Annotated in this window: 22 protein-coding genes; 5 read left to right on the top strand and 17 right to left on the bottom strand. The window is 33.1% G+C overall.

Features of this window, described 5'->3' with window-relative positions; translation table 11 throughout:
- Window positions 1-131: 131 nt before the first annotated feature.
- Window positions 132-1,604, top strand: coding sequence for an IMP dehydrogenase (guaB, locus tag BB050_RS02060; protein WP_008462205.1), 1,473 nt, complete (start codon window positions 132-134; stop codon window positions 1,602-1,604).
- A gap of 5 nt (window positions 1,605-1,609) precedes the next feature.
- Window positions 1,610-2,002 carry a hypothetical protein gene (locus BB050_RS02055; protein WP_066032422.1) on the top strand — a complete coding sequence of 131 codons (393 nt, stop codon included), beginning with the start codon at window positions 1,610-1,612 and terminating at the stop codon, window positions 2,000-2,002.
- A 63-nt stretch (window positions 2,003-2,065) separates the two neighbouring features.
- Here BB050_RS02055 and BB050_RS02050 read toward each other — a convergent pair whose 3' ends face one another.
- The 17 genes from BB050_RS02050 to BB050_RS01970 form a co-directional block, all read right to left on the bottom strand.
- Window positions 2,066-3,205: an FAD-dependent oxidoreductase gene (locus tag BB050_RS02050; protein ID WP_066032421.1), complete on the bottom strand. Its 1,140-nt coding sequence runs from the start codon at window positions 3,203-3,205 to the stop codon at window positions 2,066-2,068.
- Window positions 3,206-3,364: 159 nt separating this feature from the next.
- Window positions 3,365-3,955, bottom strand: a complete 591-nt coding sequence (locus BB050_RS02045; RefSeq protein ID WP_008462210.1) for a TetR/AcrR family transcriptional regulator — start codon at window positions 3,953-3,955, stop codon at window positions 3,365-3,367.
- Between the two features lie 286 nt (window positions 3,956-4,241).
- Window positions 4,242-5,126: a L,D-transpeptidase gene (locus BB050_RS02040; RefSeq protein WP_008462211.1), complete on the bottom strand. Its 885-nt coding sequence runs from the start codon at window positions 5,124-5,126 to the stop codon at window positions 4,242-4,244.
- Between the two features lie 248 nt (window positions 5,127-5,374).
- Entirely contained in the window at window positions 5,375-6,865 is a 1,491-nt protein-coding gene (locus tag BB050_RS02035) for a S41 family peptidase (protein ID WP_066032420.1), read from the bottom strand.
- Window positions 6,866-6,904: 39 nt separating this feature from the next.
- Window positions 6,905-7,489 carry an NUDIX domain-containing protein gene (locus BB050_RS02030; protein WP_066032419.1) on the bottom strand — a complete coding sequence of 195 codons (585 nt, stop codon included), beginning with the start codon at window positions 7,487-7,489 and terminating at the stop codon, window positions 6,905-6,907.
- 50 nt (window positions 7,490-7,539) lie between these two features.
- The gene (locus tag BB050_RS02025; RefSeq protein ID WP_008462214.1) at window positions 7,540-8,811 is read right to left on the bottom strand and encodes an adenylosuccinate synthase; all 1,272 of its coding nucleotides are present in this window, start codon (window positions 8,809-8,811) and stop codon (window positions 7,540-7,542) included.
- Between the two features lie 96 nt (window positions 8,812-8,907).
- Complete coding sequence (locus tag BB050_RS02020) at window positions 8,908-9,372, bottom strand: Fur family transcriptional regulator (protein ID WP_008462215.1); 465 nt, start codon at window positions 9,370-9,372, stop codon at window positions 8,908-8,910.
- An 88-nt stretch (window positions 9,373-9,460) separates the two neighbouring features.
- Window positions 9,461-11,680 carry a RelA/SpoT family protein gene (locus BB050_RS02015; RefSeq protein ID WP_008462217.1) on the bottom strand — a complete coding sequence of 740 codons (2,220 nt, stop codon included), beginning with the start codon at window positions 11,678-11,680 and terminating at the stop codon, window positions 9,461-9,463.
- 241 nt (window positions 11,681-11,921) lie between these two features.
- Window positions 11,922-12,710, bottom strand: coding sequence for a TrmH family RNA methyltransferase (locus tag BB050_RS02010; protein ID WP_066032418.1), 789 nt, complete (start codon window positions 12,708-12,710; stop codon window positions 11,922-11,924).
- A 139-nt stretch (window positions 12,711-12,849) separates the two neighbouring features.
- Window positions 12,850-13,935, bottom strand: coding sequence for an alkaline phosphatase family protein (locus BB050_RS02005; protein ID WP_066032417.1), 1,086 nt, complete (start codon window positions 13,933-13,935; stop codon window positions 12,850-12,852).
- Between the two features lie 151 nt (window positions 13,936-14,086).
- Entirely contained in the window at window positions 14,087-15,418 is a 1,332-nt protein-coding gene (locus BB050_RS02000) for a DUF58 domain-containing protein (protein WP_066032416.1), read from the bottom strand.
- A gap of 22 nt (window positions 15,419-15,440) precedes the next feature.
- Window positions 15,441-16,052 carry a DUF3828 domain-containing protein gene (locus BB050_RS01995; protein ID WP_066032415.1) on the bottom strand — a complete coding sequence of 204 codons (612 nt, stop codon included), beginning with the start codon at window positions 16,050-16,052 and terminating at the stop codon, window positions 15,441-15,443.
- Window positions 16,053-16,290: 238 nt separating this feature from the next.
- The gene (locus BB050_RS01990) at window positions 16,291-17,304 is read right to left on the bottom strand and encodes an AAA family ATPase (protein ID WP_066032414.1); all 1,014 of its coding nucleotides are present in this window, start codon (window positions 17,302-17,304) and stop codon (window positions 16,291-16,293) included.
- Window positions 17,305-17,342: 38 nt separating this feature from the next.
- Complete coding sequence (locus BB050_RS01985) at window positions 17,343-18,545, bottom strand: DUF4350 domain-containing protein (RefSeq protein WP_066032413.1); 1,203 nt, start codon at window positions 18,543-18,545, stop codon at window positions 17,343-17,345.
- Window positions 18,538-19,311, bottom strand: coding sequence for a DUF4129 domain-containing protein (locus BB050_RS01980; protein ID WP_066032412.1), 774 nt, complete (start codon window positions 19,309-19,311; stop codon window positions 18,538-18,540). The genes BB050_RS01985 and BB050_RS01980 overlap by 8 nt, the downstream gene beginning before the upstream one ends.
- Window positions 19,304-20,260, bottom strand: coding sequence for a hypothetical protein (locus BB050_RS01975; protein WP_066032411.1), 957 nt, complete (start codon window positions 20,258-20,260; stop codon window positions 19,304-19,306). The genes BB050_RS01980 and BB050_RS01975 overlap by 8 nt, the downstream gene beginning before the upstream one ends.
- Window positions 20,260-21,237: a stage II sporulation protein M gene (locus BB050_RS01970; RefSeq protein WP_008462230.1), complete on the bottom strand. Its 978-nt coding sequence runs from the start codon at window positions 21,235-21,237 to the stop codon at window positions 20,260-20,262. The genes BB050_RS01975 and BB050_RS01970 overlap by 1 nt, the downstream gene beginning before the upstream one ends.
- 20 nt (window positions 21,238-21,257) lie before the next feature.
- On the opposite strand from BB050_RS01970, the gene BB050_RS01965 reads away from it, so the two are divergent.
- The 3 genes from BB050_RS01965 (at window position 21,258) to BB050_RS01955 (ending at window position 23,648) form a co-directional block, all read left to right on the top strand.
- Window positions 21,258-22,001, top strand: coding sequence for an RDD family protein (locus BB050_RS01965; RefSeq protein ID WP_066032410.1), 744 nt, complete (start codon window positions 21,258-21,260; stop codon window positions 21,999-22,001).
- A gap of 108 nt (window positions 22,002-22,109) precedes the next feature.
- Entirely contained in the window at window positions 22,110-22,961 is an 852-nt protein-coding gene (locus BB050_RS01960; protein WP_066032409.1) for a hypothetical protein, read from the top strand.
- 84 nt (window positions 22,962-23,045) lie between these two features.
- The gene (locus BB050_RS01955; protein ID WP_008462233.1) at window positions 23,046-23,648 is read left to right on the top strand and encodes a trimeric intracellular cation channel family protein; all 603 of its coding nucleotides are present in this window, start codon (window positions 23,046-23,048) and stop codon (window positions 23,646-23,648) included.
- Window positions 23,649-23,650: the final 2 nt, after the last annotated feature.

The following is a 23,650-nucleotide window of genomic DNA, read 5'->3' as shown; positions in this document are numbered from 1 at the left end:
ATTTGGAATTTAAAAAATTGGAATTTTAATTTGAAAGACTTTTCCTGTAAATACAAATTTATGAATAAGTTAGTATTCAAGTTAGCAATTTATTCACTATATTTGCACGCAATTCAACTAGAAATTGCACCATGATAGCACACAACTCCAAGATTATCGGCGAAGGTTTAACTTACGACGATGTATTATTAGTACCTAACTACTCGAATGTGCTTCCTCGCGAAGTGAGCATTAAATCAAGATTCTCAAAAAACATTACATTAAACGTTCCAATTGTATCAGCTGCGATGGATACAGTTACAGAAAGCGCAATGGCAATTGCTATGGCGCAAGAAGGCGGAATTGGTGTTTTACATAAAAATATGACTATCGAACAGCAAGCAGGAAAAGTTCGAAAAGTAAAACGTGCTGAAGCAGGTATGATTATCGATCCGGTAACTTTACCAATGAACTCTACAATTGCTGACGCTAAAAACGCTATGAAAGAATTCGGAATCGGTGGTATTCCAATCGTTGACGAAAATAAAATCTTAAAAGGTATCGTTACAAACCGTGACTTACGTTTCGAGAAAAACGGAGCAAGACCTATCGCTGAGGTTATGACAAGCCAAAACTTAGTTACGGTTTCTGAAGGAACTTCACTAGAGCAGGCAGAAGTAGTTTTACAAGGTCATAAAATTGAAAAATTACCTGTTGTAAATGATAAAAACGAATTAGTTGGTTTAATCACTTTCAGAGATATTACAAAACTGACTCAAAAGCCAATCGCAAACAAAGATTCTTTTGGCCGTTTAAGAGTGGCTGCTGCAATTGGAGTTACTGGAGATGCTGTTCAAAGAGCAGAAGCTTTAGTTGCCGCTGGTGTAGATGCCATCATTATCGATACAGCTCACGGACACACAGAAGGTGTTGTAAATGTATTAAAAGAAGTAAAAGCAAAATTCCCTCAAATAGACGTAGTAGTTGGAAACATCGCTACTCCAGAAGCTGCTAAATATTTAGTAGAAAATGGAGCAGACGGAGTAAAAGTTGGAATCGGACCTGGTTCTATCTGTACAACACGTATCGTTGCAGGTGTTGGTTTCCCTCAATTCTCAGCAGTTTTAGAAGTTGCTGCGGCAATCAAAGGAACAGGAGTTCCTGTAATTGCTGACGGTGGAATTCGTTACACCGGAGATATTCCTAAAGCTATCGCTGCAGGTGCTGACTGTGTAATGTTAGGTTCATTATTGGCAGGAACAAAAGAATCTCCAGGAGAAACTATTATTTTTGAAGGAAGAAAATTCAAATCTTACCGCGGAATGGGATCTGTTGAAGCGATGCAGACAGGATCTAAAGATCGTTATTTCCAAGATGTTGAAGACGACGTTAAAAAATTAGTTCCAGAAGGAATTGTTGGACGTGTTCCTTACAAAGGTGAATTAAACGAAAGTATGCTTCAGTTTATCGGAGGTCTTCGTGCAGGTATGGGATATTGCGGTTCAAAAGATATTCCTACTTTACAAGAAACAGGTCGTTTCGTAAGAATCACTTCAAGTGGAATTACTGAAAGTCACCCGCATAACGTAACAATTACAAAAGAAGCTCCAAATTATTCTAGATAATCATAATGAATTTGCAATTCAAGTTAAAAGATGTTCTTGAAGTTGATTTGTATTATGGGTTTTATGATATCTACGTTTTAGGAGGTTTTGATGTTCAGGTTAATGATGATTTTTTTGTTGAAATACTTGATTTAAAAAGAAATGAATCGATATTACTGAGAGAGGAAAGTCTTAAAGTTAGAGATTATAAAAACGGAAATAGAGCTGTGAAATTTTTTAGTTTTCAGATAACTGAAAAATCGAAATATAAAATTTCAGTTCATAATTATGAAGATATGGCTGTGTTTTATTCAATGATAGGAAGTAATCCATTTAGTATTTTGAATTTATTGAAAAGGCTTTATGGAATAAAAAGAAAACAGCTCTTGTTAGATGAAATTGAAATATTAATCAATTAACCTATAGAAAAAGGCGTAAGATTTAATTCTTACGCCTTTTTTAATTTTATTATCTCATTTTAATTAGAATCTACTATTTAAAATATCTTCAGTCACAATATCAGAATGCAGTAAATCTTCCATTTTCTTTGTCATACGCTGTGCTTCTAATGCATAACCAAACATTTTTTTCTCGTAATCGGCAATTGCTTCATCGATAGTTTCAAATTTTCCGTTTGTTAAATTTTGCGTTAGATGAAAAGCATCAAACAATCCCATATTTACGCCTTCGCCAGCAAAAGGAGGCATTAAATGTGCTGCATCGCCAACAAGCGTAATGTTTGAATGTTCTTTCCAAGGTTCTTCTAAAGAAAATAAACGCAATGGCAAACCAGAAAATTCAGTCGAAGCAGCAAAGAATTTTTTGTAATCATCGTTCCAGTTTTTAAAAGTTTCATTTAAAAAAGCAATCACAGCTTTGTCATCTTCAAAGTTGATTCCGTGATTAGCAATCCAATCTTCGTCAGCTTTAAAAGAAACACCAAAATGTACAGAACCATCGCGCATCGTATGCGTATAAAACATTTTGTGTTCGCCCATTGCCATCACATTTCCGTTTCCGTATTTCGGCTTAAATTCAGGATAATCTTGGTCAGGATTTACAATTTCACCCTGAATAATATACGTTCCAGAAAGCTGAGGTTCTTGATCGCTGACAAATTTTCTAGCGTTTGATCTTCCTCCATTGGCAACAATAACAAAGTCTGCGGTTGTTTTTGTGCCGTTTTTAAATTCTAAAACATATTGATTTTCTGTTTTTTCGATGTTAACCAGTTGACTGTTCCAAACAACTGTTCCTTCTTTAAGGTTATCCAGCATAATTTTTCTCAGATCATTTCGGTCAATTTCTGGACGCGAAAAAGCGTTGGTTTCATCGGGCATTTCATCAGAGGTTATGTTTCCATCCATATCAGCCATTTTTTCTCCAGTTGGTCGAGCATATTTGTAGAATTCATCCATTAAACCTGCCTTCTGAATGGCAAACTGGCCAGAATCTGAGTGAATGTCAAGAGTTCCACCCGAAGTTCTAGCTTGAGCATTTATATCTCTTTCGTAAACTGTGACATCAGCACCATTAATTTGTAAAATTCTAGCTGTAGTAAGTCCAACTGGACCGCCGCCAATAATGGCAATTTTTTTATTTTCTATAATTGAAGTTTTCATTTTATTTAAATTAATATTATTGAAATTGCTCTACGACTTTGCACAGAGTGATAAAGTATTGAGAGTTTAGTTTTTGGAATTTAGTTTTTGGAGTTTGCCTTTAGGTTCCAAGATTGGAATTTGGAATTTAGAATTTGGAATTTGGAATTTGAGATTTATTTATGGAGTCAACGCTTTTAAAACCAGATTAAAAGCTTCATTTTTAATTTCTTCTTTAAGAACAAAAGATTTTCCAGACATTGATTTTCCGTCTCTGTGAAATTCTAAAAGAGAATAAAGCGAACCGTAAGCAATGCTCCAAAAGACTTCATAAGGAACAGAGATAAGTTCTTTTCTCTCAATTGCCGACAGCATAAATTCAGTCATCATTTGTTTGTATTCTCCCGTCACTTCTTGTATGATTGCATCACCATATGTAGAATGCCTTAACAGTTCAAAACAGTTAGCCTGTAGCGTAAAATTTTGGTTGAAATAAATACGATTTTCCCATTGATTTCGTAATCCGTCTCTGAAAGACATATTTGTAGAGAAGCCATCAAACATCTTTTCAAAGAAATTTTGGCCAATTTCGATTCCAATTTTGCGAATCAAATCTTCCTTGTCTGAATAATAGATATAAAGTGTAGCAACAGATATTCCGCATTCTTTTGCCAAACGGTTCATTCCAAAGCCTTCTATGCCTTGGTTAACGATCATTTCTATTGCTTTTTGTTTTACAATTTCTTCTTTATTAATATCTCTTGTTCTCATAATTCTAATTAATTATGGTACAAAGATATAAATAATAAATGAACGATCGCTTATTTATGAATTGTTTTTTTGATTTGCTAAGATTCTAAGCTTCTAAGTTTTTGTTTATAGTTTGGTTTTAGAGTAATTGATTTGTAGAAGCCAAATTTGTCTTGAATTGCCTCCAGCTTTAGCTGGAGGTTCATAATGGTTAAGTGTTGGGCTTTAGCCAAATATTTACATTTGGTATTGACAAGAATAAAAAAAATCAGCTGAAATAAAGCTGATTTTTATATTGAGAGTATATTTATATTGTTTTTGTAGGCTCGGCTTCTCTTAGATTTTGATTTTCTAAAATCTCTTTTAAAAACGGTTTTACCTGATTTTCAATTTCAGATTCTGGAATATTTAGAGCTTCCGGATCTGATGCTAATTTTAGCCAAGGTTTTGGCCCGTCAAAATCATAACTTCCAAAAACTACAACTGGAGTTCCTTTTACTTTTACATTTTCCTTGTCTTTTAGAATCCATTCGTCAGCAAAAGTGTAAAGATATTTGGCATCTTTTTCTAATAATCTCAAACAAGAATGAGAAGCAGGATATCCTGGCAAATCGTATTGATGAAAGCCAACTCCTAGTTTATTTTCAATATTAAAGTTCCATTTTAGTTCCCACTCATCGTTAAATGTACTGGTTGTTTTTTCTGCTTTCCAATTAGTGAAAAATAATCCGGTAGGAGTAGGATCTTTTTTTCTTCCCATATTGGTTGGACCCGTACGCATCAATTCACCGTTTTCGTAAGCGGCAAAGCTCTGCGTAGGATAAGAAAAAAGGATAATTTTTGAAACTTCTTCTAATGCAGAAACGTGTAATGGAAATGGAAGATAATAAACCAAATCTCCGCTAAAATCTGCTGGAATTACAACAGAATCCAGTTTTTTAAAATTGGCTTTATCTGTTCTGTTTAAAGCGTAAACAATATCCATTTTAGAACTGTCAGCTTCATTTAGTTTCAGCCATTCTTTTGTATTTGTAATTTGATAAGAAACTGTTTCTGGCTTTTTATATTCAATTACTTTCTTTTTCTCTTTTTTATTTTCAGTCAATGTTATAGTATCGGTTTTTTTACAAGAACCTAATAAGACTAACATTAAAATCAGTAGGGCGTTTGCTGTGTAATATAACTTTTTCATAGGTTGGTATTTTTATGAATATAAAGTTATACATCTGATAGCTGAAAAGGGTTACATAATTTTTTGAATTGGTTTCGGGATTTTCATTTAGAAATTTCAAATAGCTCATTTTTCTTCTGAAGTGTTGGTAATATAGCTATTGTTTTTAGAAAAATTAAAAGTTAAGTGATTTATAATCAGAATTTTGTTTGAGTATTCAGGAATTTTAAATTGTGTTCCGATGAAAAAAATTTCCGAAAATATTCAATTTATTCCTCAATCAATTTCAAAGTATATTCCAATTGCGTATCTCTGTTTTTCATAAAATCTTCAAAAGTCTGCTTCACTTCATAATCTGGAATTATGCCCCTTCCAAAAATCTGATTGGGCTTTTTAGGAACATCTTGTTCTAGATTTACAATCGAAAATTGTGTTTTAATTTTGGTATTGGGCAATTCGTATTCAATAGGAGTGTGGCCATTATGGCCGAAATAACCGCCCATGGTTTCTTCTCCAATAACAATTGCTTTAGTGTTTCCTGCAACTAATGAAGCAAATAGTGATCCAGCAGAAGCAATTCTCGGACTTATCAATAAATAAATCTGACCTTTAAAGCTGTTTTTCTCAGCCTGTAATAATGGGTTGAATTTTTCGTCTTGAATGTATTTCCCGTTTTCCGACTTTGGAAATTCTTCTTTCAATTCATCTTCAAAATCCTTTTTTTCTTCCTGTTTTTTCTGCGGTTCCGTTTCTTCATAAACTAAATATTCAGCAAATGGAATTTCCTGGAAATTAATATACGCAGATGCATTTTCGCGAAACGGTTTTTCTGCTAAATAAGAAAAAGTAACAATGTCGTTAGGATCTGTTCCGCCCCCATTATTTCGTACATCAACAATTAAATTCTTTATTTGATTGTTTTTTGAAAGATAATTAAAACAGCTATCCAAATATTTTTTGTAAGCCAAATGTTCTTTATGTTTTGCATTTCGACCAATTACAAAAGTATGGACAGAAAGTAAAGCTGTATTATTAGAAATAATTTTAAAAGAATATTTATCCTTTGCACGGTTGTACTGTAAACTATCAATGGGAAGTGAATGGCGATTTTTGAAATTCTCTTTTCGAATTTCGTTTGAAACAGCTGAAACTGTTTTTTTTAATCTTTTGGTTTGATTTGGAAGCGAATATTCTACTATAAATCTCTTTTGCGGACCATATTCCATTTCAAAATATTTGGCAAAAGAACTCCCAATTCCAATTGATTTCCCTGTGATGTTATAACCGTCGGTGGTGTAGTATTTGTAGAAAGATGAAAGCAGTTTTGAAGTTTTGATTCCGTTAATGCTATAAATTTGAGAGCCTAACGGAATTTCCGTATTTTCAAAATTAACGACCAGCTGATTATTAATGAGTTTTACAGGAAAAGGAAAGAAAACATTTCCCGATGAGTATTTCTTTTCAAAATCTTCAGGAAGTGTAGTGTCATTATGCAAGCTTCCTTCAAAATCGGTAATCTGCAAAACTATTTTATAAAATTCTATAAGGCTTTTGGGCGTATTGATCTGCGAAAAAGCCCAAGAATAAATACTGTCAATCTGCTGTTTTGTTCTGTATTTATAAAGTCCAGAATTGGCATTTTCTCTTATTTCTTTAAAAATGGTTAAATCTTGCTTGAGTTTTTCTGCTGGCCATTTTTCGTTTTGAGAAAAAACAAAAAGTGGTAAAAAGAAAACCAGAGCTATTTTGAATTTGAGCATTTTAGATTTTTTGATTAATCTAAAATACTCAAAAAACTTTTAAATCAAGCCTTTAATTTTTGCATGCTGCAAAAGCATAATAGTTTTGGCATCAGTAATTTCTCCAGATTCGATCATGGCGTAAGCCTCATCAAAAGTATATTCTAAAACTTCGATGTTTTCTTGTTCTGCGTCAAGTCCACCACCAGAACTTACTTTCATGCTTTCGTCATATTCGCCAACAAACAAATACAAAATCTCTGTTACAGAACCTGGTGACATATACGTTTCAATAACTTTTTGAACTTTTTTTAATCGATAGCCTGTTTCTTCTTCTGTCTCACGAATTATAGCTTGTTCTGCATTGTCTTTGTCCAAAAGACCGGCGCAAACTTCAATCATCATTCCCGTTTTATTTCCGTTAAGATAAGTTGGCAAACGAAATTGTCTGGTTAGAATAACAGTATTTTTTGTTGAATTATATAGTAAAATTCCAGCTCCATTTCCGCGGTCATAAACTTCACGAATATGTGATTCTACTTTTTCATTTTCTTTTTTATAGTTAAAAGTAACTTTGTTTAATATATACCAATTGTCGGATAACAATTTGGTTTCTGTGATCTCAATTTCTGGATTTTTTCTCATGTCGGTAATAGTCAAAAAAAACGCTCTGATAATCAGAGCGTTTAAATGTATTATTTTGTTATTGTTTGTTTTCTATCTGGTCCAACCGATACGATTTTGATTGGCACTTCGATTTCTTTTTCAATAAACTCAATATATTCTTTTAGCTCAATTGGCAATTGATCGTAAGTCGTCAATCCTGTTAAATCTTGCTTCCATCCTTTAAACTCTTTGTAAATTGGAGTAACATTTTCTGGTTCAATGTTATAAGGGAAGTGAGAAATGTTCTGTCCTTTGTAGTTGTATTCAGTACAAACTTTTAAAGTTTCGAAACCAGAAAGAACGTCACCTTTCATCATCATTAACTGAGTAACTCCGTTAACTTGAACTGCATATTTTAAAGCAACAAGATCTAACCATCCGCAACGTCTTTGTCTTCCTGTTACAGAGCCAAATTCGTTACCTACTTTTGCCATTGTAGCGCCAACTTCGTCAAAAAGTTCAGTTGGGAAAGGTCCGCTACCAACACGTGTAACGTAAGCCTTGAAAATTCCGTAAACTTCTTTGATTTTGTTAGGAGCAATTCCTAGACCTGTACAAGCTCCAGCAGCAGTAGTGTTTGATGAAGTTACGAAAGGATAAGTTCCGAAATCAACATCTAATAAAGATCCTTGAGCTCCTTCGCAAAGAATAGATTTTCCAGCTTTTTGAGCTTGGTGCATGTATTCTTCACTGTCGATGAAATCTAATTTTTTAAGTTCTTCAATAGCTTCAAAGAATTCTTTTTCTAATTCAGCTAAATTGTATTGGATGTTAACATCATAAAAAGCAATCATAGCTTCGTGTTTGTCAGCCAAAGCTCTGTAACGCTCTTTAAAATCTTCTAATTCAATATCTCCAACACGTAAACCATTTCTACCCGTTTTGTCCATGTAAGTTGGTCCAATTCCTTTAAGAGTAGAACCAATTTTCGCTTTTCCTTTAGAAGCTTCAGAAGCAGCATCTAATAAACGGTGAGTTGGTAAAATTAAATGTGCTTTTCTCGAAATGATTAATTTGCTTTTGATATCAAGGTTGAATTTTTCTAAACCTTCAATTTCTTTTTGAAAAACTACAGGATCAATTACAACACCATTTCCGATAACATTTACTGAGTTTTTATGAAAAATTCCAGAAGGGATTGTTCTAAGTACGTGTTTAATTCCGTCAAATTCTAATGTATGTCCTGCATTTGGTCCTCCTTGAAAACGTGCAATAATATCATAATTTGAGGTAAGTACGTCTACAATTTTTCCTTTACCTTCATCTCCCCATTGTAATCCTAGTAATAAATCTACGGTCATTCTGTTTTAATTTGCGTTGGGACAATCAAAGTTGTCCTACTGATTATGTAGTTAATTTTCTTTTTTTATTTTTTTGAAAAAGTCTAATTGAATAGACTATGAATTTGAATTTTGCTTTTTGTTTCCGTAGAAATAAAGCGAATGATTTGTAATTTCGATATCAAAAATTTCTTCGATAGTCTTTTTGATGGTTTGAATTCTTGGATCACAAAATTCAATTACTTCTCCCGAATCTGTCATAATGATGTGATCATGCTGTTTATCAAAATATGATTTTTCGTAGTAAGCCTGATTTTGTCCAAATTGATGTTTTCTAACCAAAGCGCAGTCCAACAATAACTCAATCGTGTTGTATAAAGTAGCTCTACTCACACGATAGTTTTTGTTTTTCATTTTGATATAAAGGTTTTCGATATCAAAATGCTCCTCGCTATCGTAAATTTCCTGAAGTATAGCATAACGCTCAGGAGTTTTGCGATGCCCTTTTTGTTCAAGATATAGTGTAAAAACATTTTTTACAATTTCTTGATTCTTAGTGTTGTCAGTTGAAATAAGTGTCATATCCGGCAAAGATAATTTTTTATTTTTAATGAATAAAAGTTTCGGGTTTAAAGTTTCGTTACAAAATTCTTATAGTTTCCCTAAAAAGTTAGGTTCTGTACTCTCTGGTAACCTTATCGACCCCGTCAATTTTCTTAATGGCATTGATCATTTTCTTCAAAATGGTATTGTTTTTTACAATTACCGCAATCTGACCGTGGAAAATTCCGGCGTCTGTACTCAAAGAAATACTTTGAATATTAACGCTCATATTATTCGAAATTACTCGTGTAAGTTGGTTGGTAAGTCCTAAAACATCCATTCCTGTAATATTGATAATGGCTTTAAATTCCTCTTGTGAAGAATCGATCCATTTGGCACTCATGATTCTGTAAGCATAGTTAGACTGCATTCCAATTGCATTAGGACAGTCTTTTTTATGCACTTTGATTCCTTCGTTAATAGTTACAAAACCAAAAACGTCATCACCTGGAATAGGGTTGCAGCATTGCGAAAGTTTGTAATCTAGCTTGTCATGTTCGGTTCCAAAAACAAGCATATCGTAATTGCTGCTAATGACTGGCTTATGAATATCTTCGGCTGCAGTATCTTTATTTCGTTTAATTTTATTTTTGAAGAAATTGATAAACGAATTGCTTTTCTGCGCTGCATAATCTTTTAACTGCTGATTTTCGATCGCACCAATTCCAACTCTATAAAATAAATCCAAACTGGTTTTTAGTTTAAAGAAATTTACTAACTCGTTTGTAACCTGTTCGTTAAAGGTAACTTTTAGGTGTTTTAATTTTCTAACCAGTAATTCTTTTCCTTCTTCTGCAATTTTTTTGGTGTTCTCGTTCAGAACGTTTTTGATTTTATTTTTAGCTCTCGAAGTTGTTACGTATTCCAACCAGTTTACCGTTGGTTTCTGGTTTGGAGAAGTAATTACTTCGACCTGATCACCGCTTTTTAGTTCATAATTCAACGGGACTAAACGCCCGTTTACACGAGTTCCGCGAGTTTTAATTCCAATTTCAGAGTGAATACTGAAAGCAAAATCAAGAGAAGTGGCACCTTTTGGCAACGATTTAATTTCTCCTTTTGGAGTAAAGACGAAGATTTCTTTAGAATACAAATTCATTTTGAAATCTTCCACAAAATCAACTGCATTGGTTTCTGGGTTTTCTAAAGCTTCACGTAGTAAGTTCAGCCATGTGTCCAAACCGCTTTCTTCTGTTGCTCCATTTTTATATTTGTAATGAGCTGCGTAACCTTTTTCGGCGATTTCGTCCATACGCTCGCTTCGCACCTGAACTTCAACCCAACGTCCTTTTGGTCCCATAACGGTGATGTGAAGGGCTTCATAACCAGTTGATTTTGGAGATGAAATCCAGTCACGCAAACGGCTCGGACTCGGTCTATAATGGTCTGTTACGATAGAATATATTTTCCAAGCTATGAATTTTTCTTCATGCGGATCGGCTTTGTACACAATTCTAAGTGCGAACTTATCATAAACTTCATCAAATGTTACGTTTTGCGCACGCATTTTTCGGCGAATAGAATAAATCGATTTTGGTCGGCCTTTGATGATATAATCTATGCCTTCGTTGTCTAAAGATTTCTTCAAAACCTCCGAAATGTCTTTGATATATGCGTCCTGCTGCTCTTTAGTTTCGCGAATTTTGCTTACAATGTCATCATAGACTGCAGGCTCAGTATATTTTAATCCTAAATCCTCCAATTTGGTTTTAATGTTATAAAGTCCCAAACGGTGGGCTAGAGGAGCATAAATGTATAAAGTTTCAGATGCGATTTTGGTCTGTTTGTATTCCGCCATCGAATCCATTGTCTGCATATTATGCAAACGGTCAGCTAGTTTTATTAAAATTACACGAACATCATCATTCAGGGTCAGAATCATTTTTCTGAAATTCTCAGCCTGCATCGAAGCATTCAAATCTTTTTGAACTAATGAGATTTTCGTAAGTCCTTCAACCAGCTGTGCCACTTTAGGATTAAACAAACGCTCAATGTCTTCAACGGTCATTGGCGTATCTTCTACAACATCGTGAAGTAAAGCCGCAGCGATAGAGGTCGCTCCCAGACCAATTTCTGAGGCAACAATTTTTGCAACTGCAATAGGATGAAAGATATAAGCTTCGCCCGATTTACGTCTCTGCTCTTTGTGCGCATCGACAGCAACATCAAATGCTTTTCTAATTAATTTTTTGTCTGCTGGGGTTAAAGTTTGGTAACTTATTCGAAGTAATTCCTTGTATTCCTGCGCAATAGCTTTGTTTTCTTTTTCGATATCTATTTCTGTCATAACGGCATAGTTCAAGTACTAAAAATAAGAATTAGTTTGAACATACACAAGATTTTAGATTGTTGATTTTAGAGTGCAGATTTTAGATTTTCCATGTAGGAATAAGGCTTCGACTCGTCTCAGTCTAACATTGAAGCAGTCGTTTTTTTTGATTAAAATTAAAGATTAAAAATTAGAAGTTGAGGACTTTTAATTTGAACCTCAGAACCTTTGCATATTTGTTCCTTGTATACCTTTTAAATTAGAATCCTCTCTGTCTTTTTGCTTCAAAAATTAAGATAGCGGCAGCGACAGAAACATTCATGCTATCAATTTCTCCCTGCATTGGAATAATGATATTTTGTGTTGCTTCGTCACGCCATTCTTGCGTTAAACCAGTTGCTTCTGTGCCCACAACTAAAGCGGTTGGAGTGGTAAAATTCTGGGTGTGATATGAAGTTGAATTTTGTAAAGTGGCACTGTAGAAATTGATCTTTTTTTCTTTCAAAAAAGCAATAATTTCTGCTGTTGTTCCAGTTGCAATCTGATTCGTAAAAAGGCAACCAACACTCGAGCGGACAATATTTGGATTGTATAAATCGCTTTTTGGATTGGCGATCAAAACTGCGTCCAAATTGGCAGCATCTGCAGTTCGTAAAACAGCACCAATATTTCCAGGTTTTTCTAAAGATTCTACAACCAAAATTAATGGATTATCAGATAGTTTTAAATCAGATAATTTTAAAGATTTAGTTTTGGCAACGGCTAAAATACCTTCTGTAGTGTCGCGATACGCCAACTTTTGGTAAACTTCTCTATTGATTTCGATAATCTGAAAAGGAAATTGGATTAATTTATTGATTTCTGATTCTGAAACTAATTCAGGTAAAAATAGAACTGTTTCGATTTCATAACCGCCTTTTATGGCTAATGAAATTTCGCGTTGTCCTTCAATCAAAAATGTTCCGGTTTGTTTTCTGGCCTTGGCTTTTTCTTGAAGTAAAACCAAAGATTTGATAAACGGATTTTGAACTGAAGTTATTTGTTTCATTTTTTTTGAGATGCTAAGTTTCTAAGGCGCTAAGTTACTGAGTTTTTTTCTTCTCGCAATAATTTAAAATAGCCACGAATTCACGAATTATTTGGTTTCATAATCAAAATAAAATTCGTGAATTTGTGGCTATAAAAAACTATTTCTCAAAAACTTCTTTAATCTCAGTTTCTACAGGATGATCGGTTTTGAAATTATATCCCATCAATTTTGCTAAAGTTTGAGCAAATTGCTTTTGGTAGAATTGAGATTCTGTTTTGATTTCGCCTTTTGGAGCGATTTCAGGTCCCATTGAGGCAAACCAAATTTCTGAAGCTCCAGGAACATCAGAACCGTGATCTGTCCATTGCGATTTTACTTTGTCTCCACGTCCGTGATCTACGGTTATGAATAAAGTAGTTTTGTTCTTGTATTGTGGATCATTTTGAACAAAATTCCAGATTTCCTGAATCCATTTATCCACTTGATTGGCTGCATCTAAATACGAACGATATTGTCCATGATGCGCCCACTCATCGGTTTCTCCGTATGCAATGTAAAGTACTTTTGGCTTTTTATTTTTTAGTTCATCCAAAGCCTGATAATGGGTGAAAACATCTAGGCATTCATCCATATGAAATGGTTTATATGAGTTGTCACGCATCTCATTTAATAAGTGCTGAGCTGCTGTTGGTTTATTTCCGCCTACCTTGTCAAAGGCTGAAATTACAGGAAATCCGCTTCTTTCTTCATTTAAAATTCGATCAAAAGCGTCCCATGCGCCAAAAGCGGCAACTTTGCCTTTCAGCTTAGATTGTTGATTTAAAAATTCTAAAACATTTACATTTGGATTGGCTTTGTAACCGTTTGAGTTGACTTTTACATCTACATTTCCAGTCATGATTTCGCTGTAACCAGGATAGCTAAACCAGTACGGATTGGCAACATCAACTTTGTTTCCTAAATCTCGATTTCCATAAATCTGACCTTTAGAAGCAATTTCAGACCAGAAAAAAGGCATTAGTTTTTTACGAGCTTCTTTTATGTCAGAATTGCTATATTTTTTATAAATGTAGGCACTGTCTCCTTGATTGAATTTTTTGTCATTGGCAATTGTGGGATCAATGCCTTTAAAAACTTCCTGCCATCTAAAACCATCTGTAGTGATAATAATAATGTTTTCTGTTTTTTGGGCTAAAGATTTACAGCTCAATAAAATTAGCAGAATTAAAATTGCTTTTTTCATTACTTATTAATTTGAAATACAATTCAAAACTAAGTAATTTAATAAAGCAATTTTTACGGTATGACGTAATGTAACTATAATTTAATAGAAGTTGAAAATATATGAACTCAAAAATTCTAAATGGGCATTGGTCGCTTTACATTTAGAACTTTTACAAAATCCCTCTAGACTTAATTTCTAAATATTTATTAATGGCGTCAAGCGTAAGATTTTCAGGTTGTGTTAAGACAGAATGGATTCCGTATTTCTTCAATTCGTTTACGATTAAACGTTTTTCAAACATGAATTTTTCGGCAATTACTTTATCATAAACTTCCTGAATTGTAGTGGTTTTTTTATTGATGATGCTGTTCAATTCTGTATTGCTAAAGAAAACTACAACCAATAAATGGCTTTTGGCAATTCCTTTTAAATAAGGTAATTGACGATTTAAACCGTCCATGGTTTCAAAATTGGTGTACAGAATTATTAAACTTCTCTGATTGATGTTTTTCTTAATGTCAACATACAATCTGCTGTAATCACTTTCGAAGAAATCGGTTTTTACATTGTACAAAGTTTCTAGGATTTTCTGCATTTGCGAACCTCTTCTTTCAGCAAAAACTCTGTTTTCTACTTTTTTAGAAAAAGAAAAAAGCCCTGCTTTATCTTGCTTTTTCAGGATGACATTGGATAAAACCAAAGCCGAATTAATCGCATAATCCAATAAACTTAATCCGTCAAAAGGCATTTGCATTACGCGCCCTTTGTCAATTGCCATATAAACGGATTGTGATTTTTCGTCTTGAAACTGATTGACCATCAATGAATTTCTTTTGGCAGTTGCTTTCCAGTTTAAAGTTCGCAAATCGTCGCCTTGAACATATTCTTTAATCTGTTCAAACTCCATTGTATGACCGATTCGGCGTATTTTTTTGATTCCGTATTGAAATAAGTTATTCGAAAAAGCAATCAAATCGTATTTTCTTAACTGAATATAAGAAGGGTAGGTCGGAACCATTTGATCTTTATCAAAAATAAATCTTCTAGAAATGAGTTTTAATGGCGAAGAAACATAAATGTTTAGAGAACCAAAATGGTATTCTCCGCGTTCTGTCGGGCGAAGATCATAACCAATTTCTTTTTGCGTCGCGGCTTTTATTGTTTTTACAATTTTGAAATCTCGAACCTGAAATTGAAACGGAATCTCATCAATAATTTTAACCGAAACGGGAAAAGTATAATGGTTTTTTAAATTAATTTTTATCGGATTTAAATCACCATTTGATAATTTTTCTGGCGTAATTCTTTCGGCTTCAAGTCCTGTTCTCGCCACATACAAAAGCAAAATATCAAGTCCTAAAAAAGTAATTAAACCCAAAACAAGCAGCCAAACTGCATTATACATATTGGGAAAAATAAAAGCGCAGACAAACAATCCTATAATGCCAATGAGTACATAGAAAAAGAAATTGTTCAGATATAGACTTTTTATGAATTTCAAGTTTTTTCGGTTTTATGTTTTTCTAATAAATTTTAGTGAAGTCATTAAAATCAAAGCCTTCTAAAGAAGCTATTTTCCAAACTCCGTTTTCTTTAACGGTTTTCACTTTGTATTTAAAATCACCTTTCCACGACCAAGTCCAATCAAAAGAAGCTTTGTCGTTTTCAATCTTCAAATGATTAATCGTCATAGTTTTCCAATAATTATCGGGATAATCCTGACAATTACACCACGGATTGGCATCATTTCCAAAAGGAGGCAAATCTCCTTCAAGCCATTCTATTTTTTTAGTTTTAAGATTAGAATCTATTCTCAGAGCAATTTTATTGTAATTGTCTAAAAACTGTTGTGAAAAGAAATTGGTTTTCTTCAATTCTTCCAATCTTTTTTTATGTGAGTTTAAATCTAAACCAATGTATTTGTCTCCTTTTTTGTTTGCAAGAGGATTGAAATCATTGTTGCTATTTTTAGTTTCTACCCATTCGTACAATTTCTTAACTAAAATTTCAATTTCCTGTTTGTCATTTTTGAAATAAAAAGAATCTTTTTTGTCTTTTAAAAAACCAGCATTTGATGGCTGAAAAACAGTCAACAATAGTAAAGAGAATAATATAAAAAGTTTAGACGGTTTCAATGTTTTTTGTTTTTATTGTTTCAAGTTTCAGGTTTCAAGTTTTGTTCTTCTTTGTCGCTCAGGGTGACAATTGCGATGTGAAAAGTTTCAAGTTTCAGGTTTTGTTCTTTTTTGTCAGGCTGAGCGAAGTCGAAGCCTTTTACGTTTTCCACCATTAACCATTAACCATTAACCATTAACCATTAACCATTAACCATTAACCATTAACCATTAACCATTTACAATTCACCATTAATAATTATCTCGGAATTTCGACTGTTTCAATAATCTGTTTAATAATTTCTGGACTTGAAATACCTTCCATTTCGCGTTCTGGAGCAACAATTACACGGTGCTGTAAAACTGGAATTGCAGCTTCTTTAATATCTTCTGGCGTTACAAAATCACGTCCTCGGATTGCAGCAAAACCTTTTGCCGCATTCAAAATCGCGATAGAAGCACGAGGCGAAGCGCCTAAATATAAAAATGCATTTTCGCGTGTATTTACTACAATTCGAGCAATGTATTCCAACAAGTTTTGTTCTACTCTAATTTGTTTTACCAAACCTTGATATTCTTTGATTTCTTCAGCCGAAAGAATTGTTTGAATAGCGTCTAATTTTCCGTGATCTTGTAAAGAATGTTCCCTTTGTATAATTAAAATTTCTTCGTTCAATTTTGGATAATCAATTGTAATTTTAAAAAGAAAACGATCCAATTGCGCTTCTGGCAAGCGATAAGTTCCTTCTTGTTCTACAGGATTCTGAGTTGCAATAACCAAAAATGGCGCCTCCAATTGATAAGCAGAACCATCAATTGTAATTTGGCGTTCTTCCATTACTTCAAATAGTGCAGCTTGTGTTTTTGCTGGAGCACGGTTGATTTCATCAATTAAAATCAGATTAGAAAAAATTGGCCCTTTTTTGAATTCAAATTCTGAGTTTTTCAGATTAAAGATAGAAGTTCCCAAAATATCTGAAGGCATTAAATCGGGAGTAAATTGGATTCTGCTGAAACCAATATTTAAGGTTTTAGCCAATAATTTTGCCGTAATGGTTTTGGCAACTCCTGGAACACCTTCTAAAAGTACGTGACCGTTTGACAAAATAGCAACCAAAAGCTGATCTACCATTTTATGCTGTCCTACGATTACGGTTTCGATTTCTTTTTTAATCGTATTTACGTGATCTAAAAGCGGGCCTAAATTAATTCTTGTTTCAAAATTCACATTTTCATTTGTGATTTCGCTTGATGTTGTATTGATATCGTCCATAATTTGGTCTATTTTCTTTTTGAATTTCGTTTAGAATTTTAATGTAAAATCTTTTCTATTGCTGTATTTATTTTAATCAAATCTTCTTCAAGACTTCCGTGATAACTATTTCGATGGTCATTGATTAACTGAACTACATCACGGATATCTTTTTCATCTTTTCCTGTTTTATAATGCAATTTCATTATGAAATCGTCATCAAGTTTGCTGGTATCAAGCAGATAATCGGTTCTGATTTTTTCTAAAAAGTAAATAATCTTTTTGTCAATAATATTGGTGTGATCGCCTTCTTGATAATATAAATTTCCAATTGTTTTGGTAAAATCAACAGTTAGATTCTGCAATGGTTTTATGATCGGAACAATTCGCTGTTTGCGTTTTGCATTAAAAATCATAAAAATAAGAATTCCAATTAAGCCTAAATACCAAGCCGATTTTAAAGCGGGCTGACTCCAAATGTAACGCATTGGAGAGCTTGAAATTCTTTTATCATTTAAAGTTTTGTTATACCAGAATACATTTCCTTTCGGAATATAAGACAGAACGTTTTCTGCATATTGATAATAATCTTTTTTCAGCAGATTGTAATTGGTAAAAGCCACTGGCTGCGTATGCAGATAGAGATAACCATTTTTATAAGGAACTTCAATAAAGTTGACTTGTTTTTTGTTTTTACTGCTAATTTGATACCCTAAAACTTTTGTATTTAAAGTGTCTATTTTAGAAAAATAATCACTCAATCCAGTATTAAAAGTATATTTTTTTGTGCCAGCTTTTTTGTTCGCCATCCAAACCGAAATGCTGTCATTGGGCATGAAATCGGTTTTTAATTCAATTTTCAAAGAATCTAACAATACTTTCGGAAACACTTTCATGCTCAAAAAAGCATTATTTCCGTGAGAAACAAAATATAGAATTTCTTTCATGGATTGCTGGTCAATATTATCGACTTCAGAAATATTCATAAAAGTACCTTTAACTTTATAGGTTTGTACATTTTCTCTAGCATCATATTGAGAATCCAAATATTCATAAGGAGTCTGTGTCGAAATTCTTTCTACTTTCTGTTTAAAAAGACCATCCGCTTCTTGGTCGAAAACGTATAATCCAAACGGGATTTTATCTTCAACAGAATAGGTTGGAGTCCAATCAATAGGTTTTGGCTGCCCTTTGTCTACGAGTAATGTTATTCCGAAAATTAGAACCAGAATAGCAATGTATATTTTAACTTTATTATCCATTGCCAAAGGTTTTTAATGCTTTTTTAAATCTGTTTTCAGTCTTTCTAAATGTTGCATCGTCAATTTCAAATTCACCATACCAAATATAATTGTACAAATAAGAAAGATAAGTAAACTCTTCTTTGTGAGCAGGATTATGCAACTCGTACAAATAATCCGAATTGGTTTTTTCGATATCCCATTCAATATAATGATACTGTGCCATTACTTTCAAAAGCCATAAATAATAATATCGCACGACAATTCTTTTTTCGCCTGCTTCAATGCTTTCTTTAATAAGTTTTTCAAAATCTAAAAGATGAATATTTTTTTCGGCATCAGAATAAAACAAAGCTCTTTTGTCGGAATTCTTTCCAAAAATCCACATTCCTTCTCGTTTGATTAATGCCTTGACAATAAAGTATATTAAAAGTATAACAACCAGAACGGCAATTATTCTAAACAAAATTGAAATAAAGTTTAGAGATGATTTTACACTTCCGAAATTAAACAAATTGGCAATTTGTCTAGCGAGCCAATGCTTAAAATGATCCCACCAGCTTTTTTCGGGCTCTTTGTATTCGTAAACAAAGTCCTTATCGGTATATTTTTTCTTGAAATCCTTTTCAAAATGTCTGGCTTCTACAGATCCAGAGTCTACCTTGATATCTTTTTCGGTATACTTAATTCCAACAATTTTTGGAGAATCTTCTTCAACCAGAGTATCTTGAGCATAGAACGGGCTCAGACAGAAAAGAAAGTATAAAATAATAACAAACCTATTCATTTGTAGTATCTCCAATTAAATCAATTGATTTCGATTCTTGTTTGTCTCCTGACTCTAAACTATAATAAATCATGCCCTGATTCACTATAATAATGTTGTTAAAAATGTTACCAAGAACAATTAACACAATTACGACAATCGTTATAAAGCCTATCAATAATGGTGAGGGTTCTACAGTATTTGTGTTGTCTGAAGCAGAATTTCCAATTAAGTACGCTAAAGCGATAAACATACCTACAAAATATAAACACATTGTTATGGCAAACTGAACAAACTGCATTATCATCATAATAATGAAAGTTGTTCCAATTGTATTCCAAAAATCTACTTTCATTAAATAGTAGGCGTGTTTTAGAGATTCAAAAAAACGTTTTTCTTCTGTCAGATAACTGTAAAAATGAAGATTTAAAAAGGTGAACAACGCTGGTAGCGCAATCATTAGCAGTGGAATTCCGATAATAATGAAGCACAGAAAAAACAAGATGATTAAGGCAATTATTAAAACCGGAAAAACTAAAAACAAATAGCCTATGCTGAATTTTATTAATTTAAAAAGAACTTTAAAAAAACTTGCCGAGAGATCATTCACTTCAAAATCTTCTTGGCCAGCAGCAATCAATTTTAAATATAAAACCGGATAAGCATAATTAAACAAGGACATGATAAAGAATAAAAAAACGCAGATAAATACCAATGCAACGACTAATCCTTCATTATGATTGAAGTATTCAAGAAGATCGCTTTTTAATTGATTGTTTTCAAGACCAGATTCTTGGATGTGTTCAAAATTGACTTTAAGGAGCGTATAAATTACTATGGCAAAAAGAAGTAAAAATGCTCCATTTGTAATAAAAAATATCTTGAAAAAGTTCTTTCCGTAATTTTTGAAAAAAGTAAAAGTATCGCCAAGATTATCACCTAATTGTCTTTTTCTGTAAAGCTCGAACATTATAAATGAATTGGTTTTGAAGTTATTTTTTTGTGTACAATAAAAGGGTATATCAAGTAGTAAAATGAAATTATTGCCAGTGTCAATAAAATAATAAAACTGCTTAGCCAGTTGGGCATATCGATAGAATATCGTGTAATAAAACCTTCTAAAAATCCTGCACTTATGGTGAAAGGAAAAGTGCTTAAGAATATTTTAAAGCTGTTTTTGAAACCGATTTTAAAAGAATTTAGCCTAGAAAAAGTTTTAGGAAATAGGATAGAAGCTCCTAAAATAAATCCAGCTGTAGTCTCGATTACGATGGCAAAAATCTCCATAGAACCGTGAATCCAGATGCCTCGAACGCTTTTCCAAAAAACGCCTTGTTCGTAGAAAAAATACTGAAAAGAACCGAGCATAATACAGTTTTGAAGAAAAACATTAAAAGTTCCGATTCCTGCAAAAATTCCGTAGAAATAACATCTTGCGCCTACAAAAAGGTTATTGACTGTAATGCCAATAAAACTTCCCCAATTGCTGCCTGAACCATACACAGCCATCGGATTGCCTTTTTTGATGTTTTCTAAAGTCATATTTACATATTCGTCACCTAAAATGAGACGCACAAAATCACGATCATAACGAGCAGAAAGAACTCCGATAGAAACGGTGACAAAAAATAAAGCAAATGCATAAACCAGATACCTTCTGTATTCGTAAACCAATAAAGGAACTTCGATTTTAAAGAAATCTACAAGCCGATTCTGATCGGTGCGTTTGGTTTTGTAAATTTTTTGATAAATCTGAGAAGCGAGATGATTGAGATACACAACCGTTTTACTTTTAGGATAATACGTTTGAGCATACGACAAATCATTCATCATTTGAATGTACAAATTAGCTAATTCATCAGGATTTTTTTTAGCTTTACCAAAAATTGCCAGCTCAAACTCGAGCCATTTTTCTCTGTTTTGTTTTATAAAGGCGATTTCTCTCATTGTAGGCTAAAATATGAAATATGTCAGAATTATCTATTAATACGACACAAAATGTTAAAATAAATTTTATCGCTGCTTCTGTAGGCGAAAGACTAGGCGCGTTTTTTATCGATTTATTTATTGTAATTTGTTATATAACAGTGCTTTCGATAGTTCTTTTTGACTGGTTGCAGCTCGATAGATTGATGGTTAATTTGGACGGCTGGTCTCGCGGAGCAATTTTTTTATTATTGTATTCTCCGGTTATAGTTTATTCGTTGGTTTTAGAAAGTGTTTTTGAAGGACAGTCGCTTGGGAAAAAATTATTGAAAATTAAAGTGGTTAAAATTGATGGTTATCAAGCAGGTTTTGGAGACTATTTAATCCGATGGTTTTTTAGAGTAATAGACTTTTTTACTTTTTTCGGACTTCCGGGTCTTATCACGGTTATTACGAGCCAGAAATCACAACGATTGGGAGATATGGCGGCAGGTACGGCGGTAATTACTTTGAAGAATAAAATTAATATCAGTCATACTATTCTCGAAGATATTGGCGAATCTTATGTGCCAACGTATCCTTTGGTAATAAAGCTTTCAGATAACGATATGCGTATCATTAAAGAAACCTTTCAAAAGGCGGCGGCTAAAAACGATCATGAAGTTATTTACAAGTTGGCTGCCAAAATTGAAAGCGTAACAGGAATTAAAAATCAATCTGGAAATAACAGCGATTTTATTAGAGTAATTTTAAAAGATTACAATTTCTATACACAAAACATGTAATTTTTTTTCTTTGAAGGATTGTTGGATTTTTCTAATTTTTGCTGATAATTTTTTAAAATTTCTTCGTAAATTTATATATAGATAATTAATTCATAAATTTCCAAACAAATGAAAATTACAAAGCCTTTTCTTGTATTACTAGTACTATTGTCTGCTTTTGTGAGTTTTGCCCAAAGCGGAAAAAAATTAGATAAAATTATAAAAAGAGATTATCAGATTATTGAATGCACAGTTTTAAAAATGTCTGATAAAACAGTAGAATATTCACTTCCGGGAGAGACCGTTCAGATTTCGCTAGACGTTTCTCAGATTGCCAAAATTGATTTTGCAAGCGGAAGATCTCAAACCTTTGATATTTCTCCAAACACTAGCAGTGCTGATCAAAGTACATCTCAAAGTATTGCAAGCGCTGAGATGAAACATAATACAATTGCCGTATTGCCAATTCCTTATGTAAATGCAGATAATCAGCAAGGTTCTGAAGATATGGCAAAATTTGCTCAAAATGATTTGTACAACAAATTGTTAGACAAATCTTCAAACATTTTTCCGCTGACAGTTCAGGATTTAAGAACAACAAATAGTTTGTTGCACAAAGCTGGAATAGACCATAATAACATTGACGAAACGCCAATAGAAGATCTTGAAAAAATATTAGGAGTTGATAACATTGTGGCCGCAAAAGTTTCTTACACAATTGGAACCGGTACTACAGCTACCACATATAACAGCGGAAATGCAAAAGTGAGCGACAACAACAAAAAAGTAACCACAAATGATATTTCTACAACAACCGCAAACAATCAGACGTATTACTATTATACGGTCTATTTTGACATGTATAGAAATACAGATAAAATCTATTCACAAACCCGTAAGCCTTTGCTGGCAGTAAAAGACGGTTGGATGGATTCTATTTCTTATTTATTAAAAAGAAGTCCGATTTACGTGAAAAAATAAGAAACGTTTATGAGTAAGAGTTGTTAAGATTATTCGGTACAACTTTGTAACTTTGACCCTTTGCATCTTTGTAACTCAAAAAAAATGTTTCACTTACTTGATATTATTGGGACAATGGCGTTTGCAATGTCAGGTGCCTTGACCGCAATGCACAAAAAACTAGATCCGTTTGGGGTTTTTATCATTGCATTTGTAACTGCCGTTGGAGGCGGAACACTTCGCGATGTCTTAATCGGAAGAACTCCTGTGGGCTGGATGCGTGACATGCAATATGTGTATGTGATCATTTTAGGATTTTTTCTAGCGATTCTTTTTAGAAAAAGTTTCGATAAGCTTCGAACTTCATTGTTTCTTTTTGATACAATCGGGCTCGGAGTTTTTACTTTAATTGGTTTGGAAAGAGGAATTTTAACTGGACTTCATCCCGCAATTTGTATTGCATTAGGAACCATGACAGCTTGTTTTGGAGGCGTAATTCGTGATATTTTGTGCAACGAAATTCCAAACGTTTTTAGAGAAGAAATCTATGCCACAATCTGTATTTTTGGCGGAATGGTATTTTTTGGATTGCGAAAACTAAATTTAAACGACGACATTTTATATTTAGTTACCTCGCTTGTGATTATTGTGATTAGATTAATGGCAGTAAAGTATAAATGGCATTTAAAAGCATTTGATCATAAATAAAT

The sequence above is a fragment of the Flavobacterium anhuiense genome, assembly GCF_001705175.1.
GTDB lineage: Bacteria > Bacteroidota > Bacteroidia > Flavobacteriales > Flavobacteriaceae > Flavobacterium > Flavobacterium anhuiense.
Note: the sequence above shows the minus strand (reverse complement) of the source record. Positions and strands in the feature narration are given on the sequence as shown.